This window comes from Asanoa sp. NPDC049573 (assembly GCF_040676615.1).
GTDB lineage: Bacteria > Actinomycetota > Actinomycetes > Mycobacteriales > Micromonosporaceae > Asanoa.
Genome location: NZ_JBFAPI010000010.1, coordinates 61,532 through 78,676, shown reverse-complemented (window position 1 = coordinate 78,676; position 17,145 = coordinate 61,532). Strand labels below are relative to the sequence as shown.

21 protein-coding genes are annotated in these 17,145 nt (G+C 71.0%); 11 read left to right on the top strand and 10 right to left on the bottom strand.

The features are described 5' to 3' along the window. Positions 1-5: 5 nt before the first annotated feature. Complete coding sequence (locus AB0J74_RS22390; RefSeq protein WP_363450864.1) at positions 6-3,281, top strand: S8 family serine peptidase; 3,276 nt, start codon at positions 6-8, stop codon at positions 3,279-3,281. Between the two features lie 45 nt (positions 3,282-3,326). Here the strand turns inward: AB0J74_RS22390 and AB0J74_RS22385 are convergent, their stop codons facing one another. Next, positions 3,327-3,581, bottom strand: coding sequence for a hypothetical protein (locus AB0J74_RS22385; protein WP_363450862.1), 255 nt, complete (start codon positions 3,579-3,581; stop codon positions 3,327-3,329). An 18-nt stretch (positions 3,582-3,599) separates the two neighbouring features. Then, positions 3,600-4,004, bottom strand: coding sequence for a transcriptional repressor (locus AB0J74_RS22380; protein ID WP_363450860.1), 405 nt, complete (start codon positions 4,002-4,004; stop codon positions 3,600-3,602). Between the two features lie 70 nt (positions 4,005-4,074). On the opposite strand from AB0J74_RS22380, the gene AB0J74_RS22375 reads away from it, so the two are divergent. From AB0J74_RS22375 to sigJ, 5 genes are all read left to right on the top strand, one after another. Then, a complete protein-coding gene (locus AB0J74_RS22375; protein WP_363450858.1) occupies positions 4,075-5,577 on the top strand; it encodes an alkaline phosphatase PhoX in 1,503 nt (500 codons plus the stop codon). A 61-nt stretch (positions 5,578-5,638) separates the two neighbouring features. Next, positions 5,639-6,049, top strand: coding sequence for a VOC family protein (locus AB0J74_RS22370; protein ID WP_363450856.1), 411 nt, complete (start codon positions 5,639-5,641; stop codon positions 6,047-6,049). Between the two features lie 2 nt (positions 6,050-6,051). Continuing rightward, positions 6,052-6,189 (top strand): hypothetical protein, encoded by a 138-nt coding sequence (locus tag AB0J74_RS22365; RefSeq protein WP_363450854.1) that lies wholly within the window; start codon positions 6,052-6,054, stop codon positions 6,187-6,189. 91 nt (positions 6,190-6,280) lie between these two features. After that, positions 6,281-6,976, top strand: a complete 696-nt coding sequence (locus tag AB0J74_RS22360) for an NAD(P)H-binding protein (RefSeq protein WP_363450852.1) — start codon at positions 6,281-6,283, stop codon at positions 6,974-6,976. Then, positions 6,969-7,847, top strand: coding sequence for an RNA polymerase sigma factor SigJ (sigJ, locus tag AB0J74_RS22355; RefSeq protein ID WP_363450850.1), 879 nt, complete (start codon positions 6,969-6,971; stop codon positions 7,845-7,847). The genes AB0J74_RS22360 and sigJ overlap by 8 nt, the downstream gene beginning before the upstream one ends. A gap of 42 nt (positions 7,848-7,889) precedes the next feature. Here the strand turns inward: sigJ and AB0J74_RS22350 are convergent, their stop codons facing one another. The 6 genes from AB0J74_RS22350 to AB0J74_RS22325 form a co-directional block, all read right to left on the bottom strand. Next, positions 7,890-8,153 carry a hypothetical protein gene (locus tag AB0J74_RS22350; RefSeq protein WP_363450848.1) on the bottom strand — a complete coding sequence of 88 codons (264 nt, stop codon included), beginning with the start codon at positions 8,151-8,153 and terminating at the stop codon, positions 7,890-7,892. A 55-nt stretch (positions 8,154-8,208) separates the two neighbouring features. Then, the gene (locus AB0J74_RS22345; RefSeq protein ID WP_363450846.1) at positions 8,209-8,889 is read right to left on the bottom strand and encodes an alpha/beta hydrolase; all 681 of its coding nucleotides are present in this window, start codon (positions 8,887-8,889) and stop codon (positions 8,209-8,211) included. A gap of 10 nt (positions 8,890-8,899) precedes the next feature. Next, a complete protein-coding gene (locus tag AB0J74_RS22340; RefSeq protein ID WP_363450844.1) occupies positions 8,900-9,184 on the bottom strand; it encodes a hypothetical protein in 285 nt (94 codons plus the stop codon). Next, on the bottom strand, positions 9,181-10,068 hold the full coding sequence (locus tag AB0J74_RS22335) for an alpha/beta hydrolase (RefSeq protein WP_363450842.1): 888 nt from the start codon (positions 10,066-10,068) through the stop codon (positions 9,181-9,183). Before AB0J74_RS22335 ends, AB0J74_RS22340 begins: the two co-directional genes overlap by 4 nt. A 228-nt stretch (positions 10,069-10,296) precedes the next feature. After that, positions 10,297-10,953, bottom strand: coding sequence for an HAD family hydrolase (locus AB0J74_RS22330; protein WP_363450840.1), 657 nt, complete (start codon positions 10,951-10,953; stop codon positions 10,297-10,299). A 68-nt stretch (positions 10,954-11,021) separates the two neighbouring features. Then, complete coding sequence (locus AB0J74_RS22325; protein WP_363450838.1) at positions 11,022-11,780, bottom strand: DUF427 domain-containing protein; 759 nt, start codon at positions 11,778-11,780, stop codon at positions 11,022-11,024. A gap of 59 nt (positions 11,781-11,839) precedes the next feature. Between AB0J74_RS22325 and AB0J74_RS22320 the strand changes: the two genes are divergently transcribed. From AB0J74_RS22320 to AB0J74_RS22310, 3 genes are read left to right on the top strand one after another with little or no spacing between them, the layout of a single operon-like run. Further along, positions 11,840-12,673, top strand: a complete 834-nt coding sequence (locus tag AB0J74_RS22320) for a patatin-like phospholipase family protein (RefSeq protein WP_363450836.1) — start codon at positions 11,840-11,842, stop codon at positions 12,671-12,673. A gap of 6 nt (positions 12,674-12,679) precedes the next feature. Beyond that, positions 12,680-13,465, top strand: coding sequence for a hypothetical protein (locus AB0J74_RS22315; protein ID WP_363450834.1), 786 nt, complete (start codon positions 12,680-12,682; stop codon positions 13,463-13,465). Next, complete coding sequence (locus tag AB0J74_RS22310; protein WP_363450832.1) at positions 13,410-14,165, top strand: siderophore-interacting protein; 756 nt, start codon at positions 13,410-13,412, stop codon at positions 14,163-14,165. The genes AB0J74_RS22315 and AB0J74_RS22310 overlap by 56 nt, the downstream gene beginning before the upstream one ends. Here the strand turns inward: AB0J74_RS22310 and AB0J74_RS22305 are convergent. After that, positions 14,162-14,335 carry a hypothetical protein gene (locus AB0J74_RS22305; protein WP_363450830.1) on the bottom strand — a complete coding sequence of 58 codons (174 nt, stop codon included), beginning with the start codon at positions 14,333-14,335 and terminating at the stop codon, positions 14,162-14,164. The genes AB0J74_RS22310 and AB0J74_RS22305 overlap by 4 nt on opposite strands. 649 nt (positions 14,336-14,984) lie before the next feature. After that, complete coding sequence (locus AB0J74_RS22300) at positions 14,985-15,449, bottom strand: MarR family transcriptional regulator (RefSeq protein WP_363450828.1); 465 nt, start codon at positions 15,447-15,449, stop codon at positions 14,985-14,987. A 29-nt stretch (positions 15,450-15,478) separates the two neighbouring features. On the opposite strand from AB0J74_RS22300, the gene AB0J74_RS22295 reads away from it, so the two are divergent. Next, positions 15,479-16,414: an alpha/beta hydrolase gene (locus AB0J74_RS22295; protein WP_363450826.1), complete on the top strand. Its 936-nt coding sequence runs from the start codon at positions 15,479-15,481 to the stop codon at positions 16,412-16,414. Positions 16,415-16,556: 142 nt separating this feature from the next. Beyond that, entirely contained in the window at positions 16,557-17,126 is a 570-nt protein-coding gene (locus AB0J74_RS22290; RefSeq protein ID WP_363450824.1) for a permease-like cell division protein FtsX, read from the top strand. Positions 17,127-17,145 lie beyond the last annotated feature (19 nt).

The window sequence follows — 17,145 nt, the reverse complement described above, 5'->3', positions numbered from 1 at the left end:
CGATAGTGACCAACCCCCAGAACTGGCCACGGCGCGTCTTCGTCGGTCTGCTCGCGACCGCGATGACGACCGGCTTCACGACGTTGGCAGTCGGCCTACCCGCCGCCAACGCCGAGCCCGGCCCGAGCACCCAGGCACTGAAGGAAAGCCCCACCGATACGCTCGGTTCGCACGACCTCGACCTGCTGGCCCAGGCCAAGGCCCGCGGCGAGAAGACGGTGATGCTGATCGTCGCCACCGACAAGGGCGAGTCGGGCGATGTCGCCGGCGCCCTCAAGAGCCTCGGCGGCACCGTGGCGAAGCGGGTCGACAAGGTCGGCTACGTCCGGGCCAGCGTGCCGACCAACAACGTGCTGAAGGCGGCCAAGCTGCCCGGCGTCGCGGCGATCGACCTCAACGAGGTCATCCCGATGCCCGAGCCCGAGCCGACCGGCGCGCGCGCGAAGATCGCCGCGCAGGCCGCGACCGTCGGTGCGCCCGGCGCGGACACTCCCGCCGACAACCCCTACATGCCGACGGGCGAGACCGGTTCGGTCGCCTTCAAGCAGGCCCACCCCGAGTGGGACGGCCGGGGCGTCACGATCGGCATCATGGACGCGGGCGTCGACCTGGACAACCCGGCGCTCCAGACGACCTCGACCGGCGAACGCAAGATCACCGACTGGTTCACCGCCACCGACCCGCTGTTCGACGGTGACGGCACGTGGCGCGCCATGCTGACCGACGCCGCCGGGCCGCAGTTCACCTACCAGGGTCTGCAGTGGACCGCACCGCGCGCCGGCGCCTTCAAGATCAACCGGTTCAACGAGGCCATCACCGCCGGCAGCGCGCCGGGTGGCGACGTCAACCGCGACGGCGACACCACCGACCTCTTCGGGGTCCTCTACGACCCGGTGAGCCACGACATCTGGGTCGACGTCAACCAGAACCGCGACTTCAGCGACGACGGCGGCGCCATGCGGCCCTACGCGCAGGACCACCAGGTCGGGCACTTCGGCACCGACAACCCGGCGACGGCCGTACGCGAGCAGATGCCCTTCGTCGTCGAATACCGTGAGGACGTCGACGTCACGCCGGCCGGGCTGCCGGGTGTCGCCGACTTCGTCAACATCGGCATCGTCGAAGACGCGCACGGTTCGCACGTCGCGGGCATCACCGCGGCCAACAACATGTTCGGCAACGACAACCTCGACGGCCAGGCACCCGGCGCCAAGCTGGTGTCGGCCCGGGCCTGTTCCTGGGGCGGCGGCTGCACGGCGGCGGCGCTGAGCGACGGCATGGTCGAGTTGGTCGTCAACCGTCATGTCGACGTGGTCAACATGTCGATCGGCGGCCTGCCGGCCCTCAACGACGGCAACAACGCCCGCGCCCAGCTCTACAACCGGCTGATCAACGACTTCGGCGTGCAGCTGGTCATCTCGGCCGGCAACGACGGCCCCGGCGTCAACACCGTCGGCGACCCCGGTGTCGCCAGCGACGTCATCACCGCCGCCGCCGGCGTCAGCAAGGAGACGTGGCTGGCCAACTACGGTTCGGTGACTCGGGTCCCCTACCAGCTGTTCAACTTCTCGTCGCGCGGTCCCCGCGAAGACGGCGGGTTCAAGCCGACCGTCACCGCGCCCGGCTCGGCGATCTCGACGACGCCGTTGTGGCAGCCCGGCATTCCCGTACCCGATGCGGGGTATCCCCTTCCGCCCGGCTACCAGATGATCAACGGCACCTCGATGGCGTCGCCGCAGACAGCCGGTGGCGTCGCGCTGCTGCTCTCCGCGGCCAAGGCCACCGGGCAGGCGGTGACCCCGGCCGCGCTGCGGCGGGCGATCGCGTCGTCGGCGTCCTTCCTCGACGGTCTGCCGGCGTACGCGCAGGGCAACGGTCTGCTCAACATCCCGGGCGCCTGGGACGTGCTCGCACAGGGGCCGCTGCAGACCCGCACCTACGAGGTGACCGCGCCGGTCTGCACGCCGATCTCGGACTTCCTGGCCACCCCCGACAAGGGCCCTGGCATCTACAACCGGTGCGCGGTCGGCCAGGGCGGGCAGCGGGCCGACGACCAGAAGTCCTACACGGTGAAGATCACCAGGACCTCCGGGCCGGCCGGGAACATCAAGCACGCGGTGACCTGGGTCGGTGACGACGGGTTCTACCGCAACGCGCCCAAGAACCTGATCCTGCCGCTGAACAAGACGGTGACGTTCACCGTCGAGACCCGCGGCGGGGAGGGTGCGCACAGCGCGATCATGCGGGTCGACGATCCGGCGACCGCGGGCGTCGACTTCGAGTTCCTCAACACCGTCGTGATCGCCAACACGCCGACGAAGAAGGACTTCCGCTTCGCGGCCGGCGGCTCGGTCGACCGCAACAACTTCACCTCCTACTTCGTCAGCGTGCCGGAAGGCGCGAAGTCGTTGCAGGTCGACCTGTCCGGGATCGCCACCGGTTCGCAGACCCGGTTCATCGCCATCAACCCGTGGGGTGTGCCGGTCGACGACACCGGCAGCCCGTCCTGCTACACCAACTTCTCCGACCCGGCGGCCTGCAAGCCGCAGGAGCGTTCCTATGACAACCCGCTGCCCGGTGTGTGGGAGCTGGAGGTCGAGGCCCGGCGCACCTCACCGACGCTGGAGAACCCGTTCCAGCTCAGCGCCCGCATCCAGGGCGTGACGGTCGCACCGGAGACGCTCGACCTGCCGTCGGTGACGGCGGGCGTGGCCACGCCGGTGACCTGGTCGGTGAAGAACGTCTTCGGCCCGGTCACGGTGTCCGGGCAGGGCGGTCCGCTGGGCAGCGCCCTGGTCGAGCGGCCGAGCATCGCCGAGAACGAGGTGCAGACCTACCACGTCGAGGTGCCGGCCGGCGCGTCGCGTCTCGACGTCGCCATCGGCAACCCCAGCGACCTCAGCGCCGACCTCGACCTCACGGTCCGGCGCAACGGGGCGGTCGTCGGGCAGTCCGCCGACGGCGACTCGGAGGAGTCCGTCTCGATCAACAACCCGCCCGCCGGGGTGTACGACGTCGAGGTCGTCGGATACGCCGTTCCCGCGGGAACCACCGAGTACGACTACCGCGACGTCTTCTACTCCCCCTCGCTGGGCTCGGTCTCGGCGCCCGCGACCGCCATCGACCTGCCCTACGGCGGATCGGGGTCGATCACCGGTGCGGTCACCGCACAGTCCGCACCCGCCGCCGGCCGGCAGCTCTTCGGCGAGCTGCGGATCGTCACCGACGAGGGCGCGGTCGTCGGCCGCGGCAACGTGCTGATCGGTGCCGTAACCGGATAGCGCTCATCGGCGAAGCCCGTCCACGCGATGTGGGCGGGCTTCGCCTTACGCCCGCTCGACGCGGGTGACGACGAACGGCGTGCCCTGCTGGCAGGTGGAAACGACGGTATGGTCGACCCGTCCGGTGACGGTGACCCGGGCGCCCGGCTCCAGCAGCGCACGGTCACCGCCGATCAGCAAGAACCCGCCGATGAGCAGGCAGTTCGGCTCGACCCCGGCGGCGATGGTGCCGGTGATCGTCCGCAGTCGCCCCGGTGCCGTCGCCGGCACCGGCAGGTCTTCGGGCCACTCGACTGCCATGGTCGCCAGCCGGCCTCGTCAGCGGGCGCAGGAGGAACAGGTGCCGAAGAGTTCCAGGGTGTGTGCCACATCGGTGTAGCCGTGCTGGTCGGCGACCTTCTCGGCCCACCGCTCCATGGCCGGCCCTTCGATCTCGACGGTCCGGCCGCACATCCGACACACCAGGTGGTGGTGATGACGGGACCGGGAACACTGGCGGAAGAGCTGCTCGCCGTCGGGCAGCCGGGTCGCGTCGACCTCGCCCGCGTCGACCAGCAGTTGCAGCGTGCGGTAGACGGTGGTCAGCCCCACCTTGGCACCGCGCTGGCGCAGCAGGCCGTGCAGTTGCTGTGCCGTGAGGAAGTCGCTGACCTCGTTGAGCAGCGCGATGACCTCGGTGCGCTGCCGCGTCGTGCGACTGGCCACCTGCTTCAACCCGTTCACCGGATCAGCATATGCGCAGATGGTTATCATTCCGAACTGGGCCGCGTGCCCTCCGTCGTCAGGAGCGACCATGACCATCTCTCGTCGACAGGTGTTGAGCGGCGGTGCCGCCGCCGGTGTGGGCCTGAGCGTCGCCGGGGTGCTGCCGACCCTCGCCGAGCCGGAAGCGACCTCGTCGTCGCACGGCCCGCACGACTCGTCCGGCGGCCGCCCGTTCCCGCCGCTGACCGACGACCCCAACGGGATCCTGGCGCTGCCCGCCGGCCTCTCTTACCGGATCGTCACCCGTGAGGGTGTCACCGACCTGTCCTTCGGCCAGGGCAAGACACCGGGCTTCCACGACGGCACCGGCGTCGTCGGGTCGAGCCGCGACCAGCTCACGATCATCCAGAACCACGAACTGACCCCACACATGGTGACGTACGGCGTACCGCACGTGCCCGGCACCGTCTACGACGCGGGTGCGGCGAACGCGAGCGGCTGCACGGTCATCACCACCGACCGCGCCGGCAGGCGGATCGCCGAATGGGTCGGCATCTCCGGCACGGTGCGCAACTGCGCCGGCGGCGTCACGCCGTGGGGCACCTGGCTGACCTGTGAGGAGACGTTCCTCAACGCCGGCGCCACCTGGTCGGCGGCCGGCCAGAGCGGCGTCTACCAGCAGGACCACGGCTACGTCTTCGAGGTGCTGCGCGGCGACTCCAGGCACCAGGTGCCCAAGCCGATCAAGGCGTTCGGCCGCTACGAGCACGAGGCGCTGGCCGTCGAGCCCAACCGCGGCCACGTCTACCTGTCGGAGGACGCCAGCGGCCCCAACGGCCTGTTCTACCGGTGGACCGCGCCGCGCGACGTCCGCCTCGGCGAGGGCCTGGCCAACCGGCTCAGCGACACCGCCGGCACGCTCGAGGCGATGCAGATCCGGCTCGACGACGGCAGCATCCTCCCCGACGTCGCCTACCTCACCTCGGCGCAACTCGGCCGCCCGTTCACCGTGACCTGGACCCCGGTCACCGACCGCGACGCCCGCGCCACACCGACCCGCCGCCAGTTCGCCGACGGCACCGTCACCCGGGGCAAGAAGTTCGAGGGCGTCTGGACCAACGGCAAGGGCTGCTACATCGTCAACAGCTTCGCGACCGCTGCTAACGACCTGCCGGCCGACGCGACCAAGCACGACGGGATGGTCTGGTTCTACGACTACGCCGACCAGACCATCACGCTGGTCACCTACTTCCCGCACAACCCGGCCGTCGCGGAGGCCGAGGGCCCGTTCCCCCGGTTCGCCGACCTGACCTTCGACGGGCCCGACAACGTCACCGTGACACCGTGGGGCACGCTCGTGCTGGCCGAAGACGGTGTGCGCGCGTCGCACGTGCTGAGCGCGGTGCCGGGCGGCCCGACCTACGCGATCGCCCGCAACATGCTCAGCAACGGCACCGTCAACGGCGCGCCGACCTACTCCGAGTTCACCGGCCCGACCTTCTCGCCCGACGGCAAGGTCCTGTTCGTCAACATCCAGCTTCCCGGTATCACCTTGGCCATCACCGGCCCCTGGGAGCACTACCTCGGCTGACGCCCCACCCGGTCAGGATCCGAGAAGCGACGGCGGGCCAGCCGCAACTAGGCTGGCCTGCATGGACGTCAGCATTTACGCGAGTTTTCTGCCGCACAGCGACCCGGAGGCCTCGCTGGCCTTCTACCGCGACGCCCTCGGCTTCGAGGTCCGCAACGACGTGGGCAAGGGCACGATGCGCTGGATCACGGTCGGCCCGCCCGGGCAGCCCGGCACGTCTCTCCTGCTGGCACCGCCCGCAGCCGACCCGGGTGTCACCGACGACGAGCGCCGGGTCATCTCGCAGATGATGGCCAAGGGCACCTACGGCTGGATCCTGCTGGCCAGCAAGACCCTCGACGAGACCTTCGGCCGGGTACGCGACAGCGGCGCCGAGGTCATCCAGGAGCCGACCGAGCAGCCCTACGGCGTTCGTGACTGTGCCTTCCGCGACCCCGCGGGCAACATGGTCCGCATCCAGGAGGTGCGCTGAGCATGTGCACCGACGCTTACCGCGAGGCGCTGACCCAAGCCTTCCTGGAGCGGACAGCTCCGCCGCCGCCGGCGCCCGCGCCCGAGCGGCGGCCGGCCGCTTCCACCCGCACAGGTGAGAAGGCCGCCCAGCCGCGCTGAGTGCCGGACTGTCACATTCTCGCCTCGGGATCCGACAGGTCCTACGAGGCCGGCGGCGAACGCGCCGGCCCGTACCCGAAGGAGGCCCATCATGAGAATGGTCGTGTTCGGCGCGAACGGGGCCACCGGCCGGCTGCTGGTCCGCGCGGCGCTCGATGCCGGGCATCTGGTCGTGGCGGTGACCCGGCGCCCGGCCAGCTTCCCGGTGGCCGGTGAGCGGCTGGTCGTCTCGGGGGCGGACGTCCTCGACCGGGCCGCCGTCGCCGCGGCGGTCCGCGGTGCCGACGTCGTGCTGTCGACCCTCGGCGTGCCGTTCACCCGCAAGCCGATCACCGTCTACAGCGCGGGCATGGCCACCATCGCGGCCGCGATGTCGCGGCACGGGGTCAAGCGCGTGATCGCGGTCAGCTCGAGCGCGACCGAACCGAGCCACCACGCCGAAGGCGGCTTCCTGCTCAATCAGGTGCTGCAGCCGTTGGTGACCGCGACGGTCGGGAAGACGACGTACGCGGACATGCGCCGGATGGAGGGCTTCCTGCGCGGCAGCGACCTGGACTGGACGGTGATGCGCCCGTCCGGGCTCTTCGATGCCGCGGCCGTCAGCGATTACCACCTTTCGCAGGACCGGGCCGACGGGATCTTCACCAGCCGGATCGACCTGGCCGCGAGCATGCTCGCCCAGGCCACCAGCACCGCATGGGTACGCAGATGCGTAGCGGTCAACACCTCGGCCGGCGCACCGACCCTGTTTCAGATGTTTCGCCGCGAGGCGTTCCGGCGTGGATGACGGGACGTGGTTCGCCGAGCAGTTCGAGGCCAACCGGCCGCACCTGAGGGCGGTCGCCTACCGGATGCTGGGCTCGCTGACCGAAGCCGACGACGCGCTCCAGGATGCCTGGCTGCGCACCACCCGCGCCGACAGCCGCACGATCACCAACATCGGCGGCTGGTTGACCACACTGGTCGGCCGGGTGTGCATCGACATGCTGCGGGCCCGGCAGTCGCGCCGGGAAAGCCTCACCGGGTCCTGGCTGCCCGAGCCGGTGGTCAGCACCTATGGTTCGTTCGAGCCGGAGCAGTCGGTCCTGCTGGCCGACGCGGTCGGTGTCGCGCTGCTGGTCGTGCTGGAGAGCCTGACGCCGGCCGAGCGGCTGGCGTTCGTGCTGCACGACATGTTCGCCGTGCCGTTCGACGAGATCGGTCCGATCGTCGGCCGCACGCCCGAGGCGACCCGGCAGCTCGCCAGCCGGGCCCGGCGCCGGGTACGCGGTGCGGGAACCCAGCCCGATGCGGACCTCCCGACGCAGCGGCGGGTGGTCGGCGCGTTCCTGGCGGCGGCGCGCGCGGGCGAGTTCGAGGAGCTGATCAAGCTGCTGGACCCCGACGTGGTGTTCAGGGCCGACACGGGTTCGCGGACCTGGCTCGCGCCGGCCCACCTGCGCGGGGCGACCGAGGTGGCCCGGCACACCTCGACACACGGGCCGAGGTTCGCGACGCACTGCCACCCCGCGGTGGTCAACGGCGCGGCCGGCGTCATCGCCCGCGCGGGTGCCGATCTCGTCGCGGTCGTCGGCTTCACGGTGGTCGACGGACGCATCGTCGAGATCGACCTTCTCCTCGACGAGGACAAAATCGCCGGCCTGACGATCTCGGGCTAGTCCCGCGAAGCCGGGCTCTTGTTCGGTTTAGTGGTCGGGCGGCTACGCGACGGGGCGGCGTAGCGAGTAGGCCACGGCGAACAGGCGGTGTGGCTCGTTGTGCACGTGCAGGGCCGCACGGTGGTAGGCCTGCCAGCCTTGCGCCCCGGCCCGATTCAGGTGGATGAGGTCGTTGAAACGCCCGTCGGTGCCCCACCGCTCGGCTCCGCCGGGGTGATGGAACGTCGCCGCCCAGTCCATGAAGCGGTCCGCGCCGTAGTCTCCGGTCGCACGGTAGTCCAGGCGGGCGTACTCCCATATGGTCATTCGCTTGACTGTTCCCCTGAACCGCCGGTGTTAACCGCGCGGCGCGATCGGCCGCTCAGCCGACCTCGCGGACCGCTTCCATGACGATGTCGATGACCGTGGCCGGTGCGGTGACCATCGGGACGTGGTCGACCGGCGCGGTGTGCACGCGGGCGCCCATCCGCTTGGCCATGAACTGTTGCGTCTCCGCGGGAATCATGCGGTCTTCCTCGGCGACCAGGAACCAGCTCGGCCGGTCCTTCCACGCCGGGCGCATCAGTTGGACGCCGATCGACTCGGCCGCGATCGGGCGTTGCGTCGCGGCCAGCACCGCCTGCTCGGCCTCCGTCGCGTGTTGCGCGAAGGCCTTGGCGAACGCCTCCTCCGGCAACCAGATCAGGCCGTGGCTGTCGGGGCCGATCTTCGGTGCGTCCGGGTGGTGGTCCGCGCGGTTGAACACGTCGGCCACCGTCTCGCCCTCGTCCGGGGCCAGCGCGGCCACGTAGACCAGGGCCGCGACGTTCTGGTCACTCGTCGAGGAGATGACCGCGCCGGCGTACGCGTGCCCCACCAGCACGACCGGGCCCTCGACGTGTTCGAGCGTGCGGTGCAGGGCCGCGACGTCGTCCGGCAACGACGTCAGCGGCAGCGGGGCGGCGACCGCCAGCACGCCGTTGACGCGTAGGCCGTCGATCACCTTGGTCCAGCTCGAGCCGTCGGCCCAGGCGCCGTGCACGAGCACAACGTTGGCTGTCACCGTTGCCACCTCACTTGTGTTCGACGTCGAAGCCCAGTTGGCCGAGCACCTTCACCGCACCGCTGCGGCCGCCTTCGAAATCGGGCGACGCGAGCCGTTGGCCGGTGGCGAACTCGTAGGCCGTACCCAGGATCGCCTTCGGCGGATATTGATGGTCCTTCCAAACCAGTTGGTACGTCGTCGTCGGCGCGAACCCGTGCGCGGCGAAGAAGCCTTCCGGGCCGAGCTTGTCGTATTCCTTCATCGCGCGTACGACGTGGTCCGCCTTCACCTGGTCCCAGTTCGGATGTGTCATCGCTGTCCCACCTTGGATCGGGTCTGGGTCCGGTCGAGGAAGTCGTGCACCAGTTTGGCGACCTCGTCCCCATTGGACTCCAGGAGGAAGTGGCCGCCGTCGAGCAACTCGATGTCGGCGTCCGGCACGTCGTCGGCGAACGCCCGCGCGCCGTCGGGCCCGAAGATCGGGTCGTTGCGGCCCCATGCGGCCAGGACCGGCACCTGCTTCTCGCGCAGGAACTCGTGCAGCGACGGGTAGAGCGGCGCGTTCGTGGCGTAGTCGCGGAACAGCGCGAGTTGCGCCTCGTCGTTTCCGGGCCGGCTGATCAGCGCGTAGTCGTGGTTCCAGGTGTCGGGACTGACCACGCTCGGATCGGGTACGCCGGCGATGTACTGCCATTTCGTCATGTCCAGGGTCAGCGCCTGCCGGATGCCGGCCTCGGTCTCCGGTGTCTGCTCGCGCTGATAGGCCCAGACGGTCTTCCAGAATCCCTCGACGAACCCGGCGTCGTACGCGTTGCCGTTCTGCGTGACGATGCCCGTGATGGCGTCCGGGTCACGCAGTGCGAGCCGCCAGCCGATCGGCGCGCCGTAGTCGTGCACGTAGATGGCATACCGGGAAATGTTCAACTGCCGCAGCAGGTCGGCGGTGTGGTCGGTGAGCGCGTCGAACGTGTAGTCGAACTCCTTGACGCTCGGCGCGTCGGAGAAGCCGTAGCCGATGTGGTCGGGCGCGACGACGTGGTAGCCGTCGGCGAGCGCGGGGATCAGGTCGCGGAACATGAAGGAGCTCGCCGGAAAGCCGTGCAGCAGCACGATCGCCGGCGCGTCGACCGGGCCGGCCTCGCGGTAGAACATCTGCCGGCCGCGCACGGTGGCATAGCGGTGATGAGTGGCGTTCATCGTTCTTCCTCCTCGCGGTCGACGGGCCTCATGCGAAAAGCCTGCTCGTGGGCGCGTGTCGGCCGCATCCGCCAGTGGCCAGTGCGCCACGCCAGCCAGCCGCTCGATGCGGGGGTAGGCCGGTGACGATCCGGACGGCACGGTCGCAACCGCTCAGACGTGTCCTTAAGTCGGGCGCGGGGACGGCTCAGGGCCCCTGGCGATGGCCGCGCTGGCAACCGCCGGTGGCTAGCCGCCCGCGGCGTTGTGTTTCGCGACCAGGGTCGGGAGTTCGTCGAGCGAGTCGATGCGGAACAACGACTGTGCGGCTACGGCCGGGAGGTCGAGGATGTGGCCCCACGGGCCGCGGCGGATCAGGCAGGTCTTCAGGCCCACCGCGATCGCCGGGCGGACGTCGTTGTCGGGGCGGTCGCCGACGTAGAGGATCGACGACGGGTCGCCGCCGCCCTCGCGGACGACCCGGTCGAAGAAGGCCGGCGCCGGCTTCGTCACGCCCCACCCCTGCGACGTGCCGATCACGTCGACCGGGAGATCGAGGGCGCGCAGGAGCGGTTCGGCCGCCGCGGGCTGGTTGCCGGCCAGGCCGACGAACAGACCCTGGTCCTTCAACGCGGTCAGGCACGGGCGGGCGTCGGGGTAGAGGTCGGCTTCGCCGAACGTCTCGGGTTGGCCGGCGGCCGCCCGGCGCTCGCGCTCGGTCGCCAGGTCGAAGTCGGTGCGGAAGGTCCGGAACGTCTCCTGCCAGTCCTGACCCCGGGCGACCACGGCGCCGAAGACCGCTGACAGCGTGTGCCGCGGTACGCCCAGCCAGTCGGCCCAGGTCTCGAACTCGCGGGACTCGTCGAGGATCGTCCCGCCGATGTCGAAGAAGATCGCGTTGATCATGTGCGCTATTCCACCACCTGCTGGCTCGCAGATGGAGCGCGAACCTGCGGCAGGTGCCGGAGCGCTGATCAGTCGTGAGTTCGCACGAAATGGGTACGCGGACGCTCGAGCGGCCGGCCGTCGAGCTGGATGTCGACCAACTCGTTGTAGAACGCGACCAGATCCGTGATCGGCTGCAACTGGCGGGTCGGGAACGTGTAGGACCACGCGATGTCGGCCTCGCCTCCCGCCAACGACCAGTAGTCGCTGGTCACGCCCTTGTACGGGCACGCCGTCCGGGTCTGCGTCGGCGTCAGGTTGGCGAACATCACGTCACCGCGGTCGATGTAGTAGCGGGTCGGCAGCCCGGTCTCGAACACCAGCACCGGCGTCCGGGTGTCGGCGAGCAGAACGCCGTCGAGTTCGACCACGACATGGCGGCGCGAACGGAGGGCATCGACCCGGACGTACGGGTTGCGCGGGTGCACGAAGATCCGCTCTTCCTCCTCGTACCAGGCGTCCAACGCGTCCCAGTCGAAGCGCGCGTACCCGGCGAGTGCCTCGTCGCTGAAGATCCGCACGCTGCCCGGCCGGTGGGCGCCGCCCACCCGCATCCCGTGCCGGCGCGCGGTTCCCCGTCTCAGGCGCTGCTCATGCTGCTCGTCGACGAGAAACTCGGACGCGATGTCACCGACCGGGATGTAGTACTGCGGATAGTTCGGCCATTCCCACACGTACAACGCTGCGGTGGTGTCGAAGATCTTCTTGCCGCCGAGGACGCCTCGCACCCGGCGCGGCGCCGGCTCGATGCGGTCCTGCTCGGCGGCCATCCGCGGAAAGTCGCCCATCCGACCAGCCTAGAAGCTCGGGCGCGCCGTGTTCACGATTGCGTGATAGGGATGGTGCCGTGGTCAACACGGCTCTGGTGCTCGGCGCCGGCGGCATAACCGGGATCGCCTGGCAGCTCGGAATCCTCATCGGACTGCGTGAGGCCGGCGTCGACCTCACCGACGCCGGCCTGATCGTCGGCACCTCGGCCGGCTCGGTCACCGGCACGCTCGTCGCTTCCGGCATCGACCCGGTCGACGGCGCGAAGCTCGAGGCCCGCTTGGGCGCCGACGACCCGCCGATCAGCCCCGACTGGGCGCGCGGCAGCCAGGTCTTCGCGTTGCTCGGTGACGAGCATCGGGATCCTGCTTCGATCCGAGCACGGGTCGGCCAACTCGCGCTGGAGGCCGAGGTCGGTGCCGAGGAGCCCTATGTCGAGTCGTTGACCCGCCGGTTGCCGCCCGGTGGCTGGCCGGCCCGGCTGACCGTCACGGCGGTCTCGGCGGAGTCCGGCGAGCCGGTCGCCTGGACCCGCTACTCGAACGTGCCGCTGCACCGGGCCGTGGCGGCCAGTTGCGCGGTGCCGTGCGTGTTCCCGACCGTGACCATCGACGGGGTGCGCTACATGGACGGCGGCGTGCGCTCCGGCACCAACGCGGACCTGGCCGCCGAGGCCTCGCGGGTCGTCGTGCTCGCGCCGCTGGCCCCGGTGCGGATGCGCGGCGCCCCGGCCGCGGAGATTGACGCGTTGCGGCAACGGTCAACCGTCGTGCTCCTGGCACCCGACGCGGCGGTGCTGGCCGCGCTCGGCCCGAACGTGCTCGACCCCACCCGCTGGGAGCCGGCCATCGAGGCCGCGACCGAGCAGGGCCGCGGCCTGGCCGGCGAGGTCGCGGCCGTCTGGCCGGGTTAGCGCACCATGGCGGCCACGCTGCTCCTGGTCCACAGTCCACTGCTCACCCCGGCGACGTGGGACGTCCTGACGCCACACCTCGCGGCGGCGGGCCGGCGGGTGGTCGTGCTGGACCTGCGCCCACTGCTGGAGGCACCGTCGTTCCACACCGCCGTGTGCGCGGCGGCGGCCGCCGCGGGTCCGGCCGACGTCGTCGCCGGCCACAGCCGGGCCGGCGCCTACCTGCCGGGCATCGCCGACGCGGTCGGGGCTCGGGAGGTCGTGTTCCTGGACGCCCGCCTGCCCCATCCGGGCGCCAGTTGGATCGGTTCGCTGGAGCCGGAGCGGGCGAGGTGGCTGCGGGAGTCGGCGGTGTCGGGCCGCCTGCCGAGCTGGGACACCTGGTTCACGTTCGACGGTCTCGACGCCGCCTGCCGCAGGGTGCTTCGCGACCTGCCCGAACTGCCCTGGAGCATCGTCTCCGAGGTGCTGCCCGCGCCGGGCCCGGTGTGGGCCGCGGCCGACCACCGCTATCTGCAGTTGAGCGCCGCATACCGGTCCACGGCGGACGAGGCCGCGCGGCGCGGCTACCGGGTGCGCCGGCTGGACGCCGACCACCTGGCGATGGTCACCCGGCCCGCGGCGGTCGCCCGGCTGTTGTGTCGGATGAGCGCGGGTAGCCTAAGTCGACAAGGCGAGCGGAAGGTGCGATATGACGACGCCTGTGCGGCAAGGTCGGGCACAGCATGTGTTGACGGTGGAGTCGACGGAACAGATCACCCCACATCTCGTACGGGTGATCCTGTCGGGTGACTCGCTGGCCGGCTTCGCTGACAACGGGCATACCGACGCCTACGTGAAGCTGCTGTTCGCCGACCCGGCCCTGGGTCTGCAGCCGCCGTACGACCTCGCCACCCTGCCGCCGCACCAGCGGCCGGTGACCCGCACCTACACCGTCCGGTGGTGCGACCGCGACGCCAAGCGACTGGCGATCGACTTCGTAACGCACGGTGACACTGGCATCGCCGCGGTGTGGGCGATGCGGGCCTCCCCCGGCGACCAACTGGTGCTGTCGGGCCCGGGCGGCGCCTACGCGCCGGACCCGGCGACGGCCTGGCACCTGTTCACCGGCGACCTGTCCGCGCTCCCCGCGATCTCCGCCGCGCTCGAGGCCCTGCCCGGCACCGCCTGCGGCGCGGCCTACATCGAGATCAGCGACGACGCCGACATCGTCGACCTGAAGTGCCCCGAGCAGGTGACGGTCAACTGGCTGGTCAACCCGGACCCCGACGACGCCGGGTTCCTCGCCCGCGCGGTCGACCACGGCCCCTGGCCCGAGCCGGTGCAGGTCTTCGCACACGGCGAACGCGAGTCGGTCAAGGCGATCCGCGGCCTCCTGCGCGACCGCGGCGTGCCCCGCGACGCGATCTCGATCTCCGGCTACTGGGCCCGCGGCCGCACCGAAGACGTCTTCCAGGCCGAGAAACGCGAACCGATCGGCAAAATCGACTAGCTTCCCACCACGAGGCCGCCGCCGATGGTCAGCACGCCACCACCGCGGACACTGTCGGCAACGCCGCCGAACGCCGCGTGGGTCACCCGGAACAGCGCTGGCGCGGCGACATCCTCGCTGGCCAGCCGCCACGGTCCGGCCGGGTCGGCGGCGGGTGCCGCGGCGACCACCGCGGCCCGCCCATGCGCTCGGTGCCGTCGTCCTCGTGCGGCGCCGGGTAGCTGACGTGGCGGACGGTGACCGGCCCGGACGGGATCGATCCGGGCCCGGCGCCGGCCCGGACGCCGTGCCAGCGCCGGGCGAGGTCGACGAACGCCTCGTCGCGAGCCCGTTCGGACCGCGCGCCCGCCGCGCGGATCGCGGCCCCCGCGCCGGCGATGGCCCGGCACAGCTCGCGACCTGGACGCGGCTCGCGCGCTCCGGGTAGGAGCGGACGAGCCTGATCTGAAGCATCAGCATGTGGAGTGCTCTGGCCGCTCCCTGCGCCGACGCGGTGAGGGCCGGTTCCCGCACCGGCTCCAGGCGGTCGGGGCGCTCGTACGGAGCCACGGCATCGGCCGCCCGGCCCGCGGCGGACTCGTGCCACCTCGGATCGTTGGGCCGGACCGAGGCGGCGGCGCCCCGCACGGCGCCCGCGCGCCCGATAGCCATGGTCAGACCGCCGGTGCCGTCGTCGACGGCAACCCCGACCCGGTCACGTTGCTGCCTCAGATGTCGGCGAGGCTGCCGATCCGCTCCGGGTCGAAGGTGCGGGCGTCCGCCGCGACTCCGGCCATGTCCGCATGGACCGGTCGAGCAGACGCGCGAGCGTGGCCAGCGTCATGCGCCGTGCTCGACGATCGCGGTCAGCGAGCGCCGCAGTTGGGCCACGCCGTCCGGGCCGAGCACGTCGTCGAGCCACTTCTCGTAGGCGACGACGACCACCTCGCATGCGGCCAGCAACCGGCGGCCCTTGGCCGTGGGCAGGTAGAGCTTGGCCCGGCCGTCGGTCGGGTCGGGGCGCAACCGCAGGTAGCCGCGCGCGGTGAGGTGGCCCGCCAACTCGGCGGTGGCCTGCTTGGTGCGGCCGCCGCGGTCGACCAGGGTCGCGAGACGCACGCCGCCGGTGTCGACCGTTGCCAGCACCGAGGCGTGTGCCGCACTGACGTCGGCGTAGCCGGCCTCGCGCAGCGCGCGTTCGAGGTGCGCCACCAGGGTGCGATGGGCCTCGCGCATGACATCGCCGAGCGGGCGCGAGTTAGTCAGGGGCTTGACCTTCTCGGTGTCGCGTGCCAGGTTGGTCATGCCCCTGACTTTATCGGAAGCTGGTTCGGATGGATGCCCTGCCCCATGTCGCCGACGTTCGGCACCGTTTCGTGACCGTGCGCGGCGGCCGCCTGCATGTCGCCGAAACAGGTGCGGACACCAAGCCGGCGGTCGTGCTGCTGCACGGCTTTCCACAGCATTGGTATGCCTGGCGGTACGTGCTGACCGCGCTCGCCCCGGACCACCACGTGATCGCCGTCGACCTACCCGGCTTCGGCTGGAGCGATCCCGCCAGGCACGGCTATTCGACGACCGAACGGGCGCGCACCGTCGTGGCCCTCCTCGACGCGTTGGGCATCGACACCGCCGACCTGGTCGGCCACGACTGGGGCGCCTGGCTGGCCTTCCGGGTCGCGCTCGACGCTCCGGGCCGCGTACGCCGGCTGGTCTCGATCTCCGAACTGCATCCCTGGCCCCTGCAGCGCCGGCTCCTGCCCAACGTCTGGCGGATGTGGGTCACGGCCCTGTTCGAGCTGCCCGGCCTCGGCACGCTGGCGCAACGGCGGCGCGGCCTCATCGGCTGGTTCCTGCGCCGCGACGCCCGCCGGCCCGCGGTCTGGACCGACGACCTCGTCGAGGTGTACGCCCGACCGACCGCCCGAACCGCCGCCGCGGGTCAGCGCATGCACGCGGCGTTCGTCGTGCGCGACATCGCCCGGCTGGTGCTCCGCCGCGACCACCGCCGTCGCTTCGAGACGCCGGCCCTGGTCCTCACCGGCGACCACGACCGCTACATCCCGCCGAGTTTGATCGACATTCCGGCCGACCGCGCGGATGCCGTGCGGACCCGGGTTATCAGCGGCGGCCATTTCATCCTCGACGAGAACCCCGAGGCGGTCACCTCGGCCATTCGCGAGGCCCTGTCACAGGTCGGCCGGCCACCCGGTCTCTGGGCATCTACTGGAACAACCAGCACCACAAGTTTCACCTCGTACGCGAGGTGAGCGGTGGAGTGCTCCGGGCCAACCTCGGCCTGTTGTTCGCGATGGGGAACCACCTGGCCGGCGTGCTCGAGGCGCTGCACGGCTTCGCGGGGTAGCGTTCGCCGGACACACCGGGACGACCGGCTCCGGTATAAAGGCGAACGTGAGTCAGCCCGTTCCCGATCCGGAGCCCACCTCCGCCGGCCTCCCGCCCGCGACGGATGGGCCGTCCGGCGACGCCGCACCCACGTCCGTGGCCACAGCCGGGCCGGAGCCGCGCCGGCCGCGGTCCGTCGCGAAGATCGTCGTCGCGGCTTTCGGTCTGGCCGCGCTGGTCGGCCTGACGTTCGTGGCGGGTTTCGGCACGGGATTCGCGGTCGGCCGGCCCGCCGAGAGCAGCTACGAGATCAGGGTGTTCCTGGAGCGCGACGCCACCGAGGCCCAGAAGGCGGCGGTCCGCACCGCGCTGGAGCGGCTCGACCTGACCGGCGAGGTGCGGTTCAAGACCCGCGAGGAAGCGGCGGCCGACGCGCAGGAGAAATTCAAGGACTATCCGGACGTCCTGGATAGCATGACGGCCGACAACCTGCCCGAGACGTTCGAGGCGACGATCACGACCAGGGAGCCCAGTTGTGCCGGCATCTCGCCGATCGCGGGGCTCGGCGGCGTCGACGAGATGTTCGTCGTCCGGCCGGCGACAGATGACCGGCCCGGCGTCCGGCTCGGCTGCTGAGCCCATTTCGGTTAGAATG

Coding starts and splice junctions, on each gene's coding strand:
- AB0J74_RS22350 (WP_363450848.1), bottom strand. CDS start 8,153: ATGACCATATGGGAGTACGCCCGCCTGGACTACCGTGCGACCGGAGAC.
- AB0J74_RS22315 (WP_363450834.1), top strand. CDS start 12,680: ATGGCGGCCACGCTGCTCCTGGTCCACAGTCCACTGCTCACCCCGGCG.
- AB0J74_RS22365 (WP_363450854.1), top strand. CDS start 6,052: ATGTGCACCGACGCTTACCGCGAGGCGCTGACCCAAGCCTTCCTGGAG.
- AB0J74_RS22375 (WP_363450858.1), top strand. CDS start 4,075: ATGACCATCTCTCGTCGACAGGTGTTGAGCGGCGGTGCCGCCGCCGGT.
- AB0J74_RS22295 (WP_363450826.1), top strand. CDS start 15,479: ATGGATGCCCTGCCCCATGTCGCCGACGTTCGGCACCGTTTCGTGACC.
- AB0J74_RS22335 (WP_363450842.1), bottom strand. CDS start 10,068: ATGAACGCCACTCATCACCGCTATGCCACCGTGCGCGGCCGGCAGATG.
- AB0J74_RS22300 (WP_363450828.1), bottom strand. CDS start 15,449: ATGACCAACCTGGCACGCGACACCGAGAAGGTCAAGCCCCTGACTAAC.
- AB0J74_RS22330 (WP_363450840.1), bottom strand. CDS start 10,953: ATGATCAACGCGATCTTCTTCGACATCGGCGGGACGATCCTCGACGAG.
- AB0J74_RS22360 (WP_363450852.1), top strand. CDS start 6,281: ATGAGAATGGTCGTGTTCGGCGCGAACGGGGCCACCGGCCGGCTGCTG.
- AB0J74_RS22340 (WP_363450844.1), bottom strand. CDS start 9,184: ATGACACATCCGAACTGGGACCAGGTGAAGGCGGACCACGTCGTACGC.
- AB0J74_RS22325 (WP_363450838.1), bottom strand. CDS start 11,780: ATGGGCGACTTTCCGCGGATGGCCGCCGAGCAGGACCGCATCGAGCCG.
- AB0J74_RS22370 (WP_363450856.1), top strand. CDS start 5,639: ATGGACGTCAGCATTTACGCGAGTTTTCTGCCGCACAGCGACCCGGAG.
- AB0J74_RS22385 (WP_363450862.1), bottom strand. CDS start 3,581: ATGGCAGTCGAGTGGCCCGAAGACCTGCCGGTGCCGGCGACGGCACCG.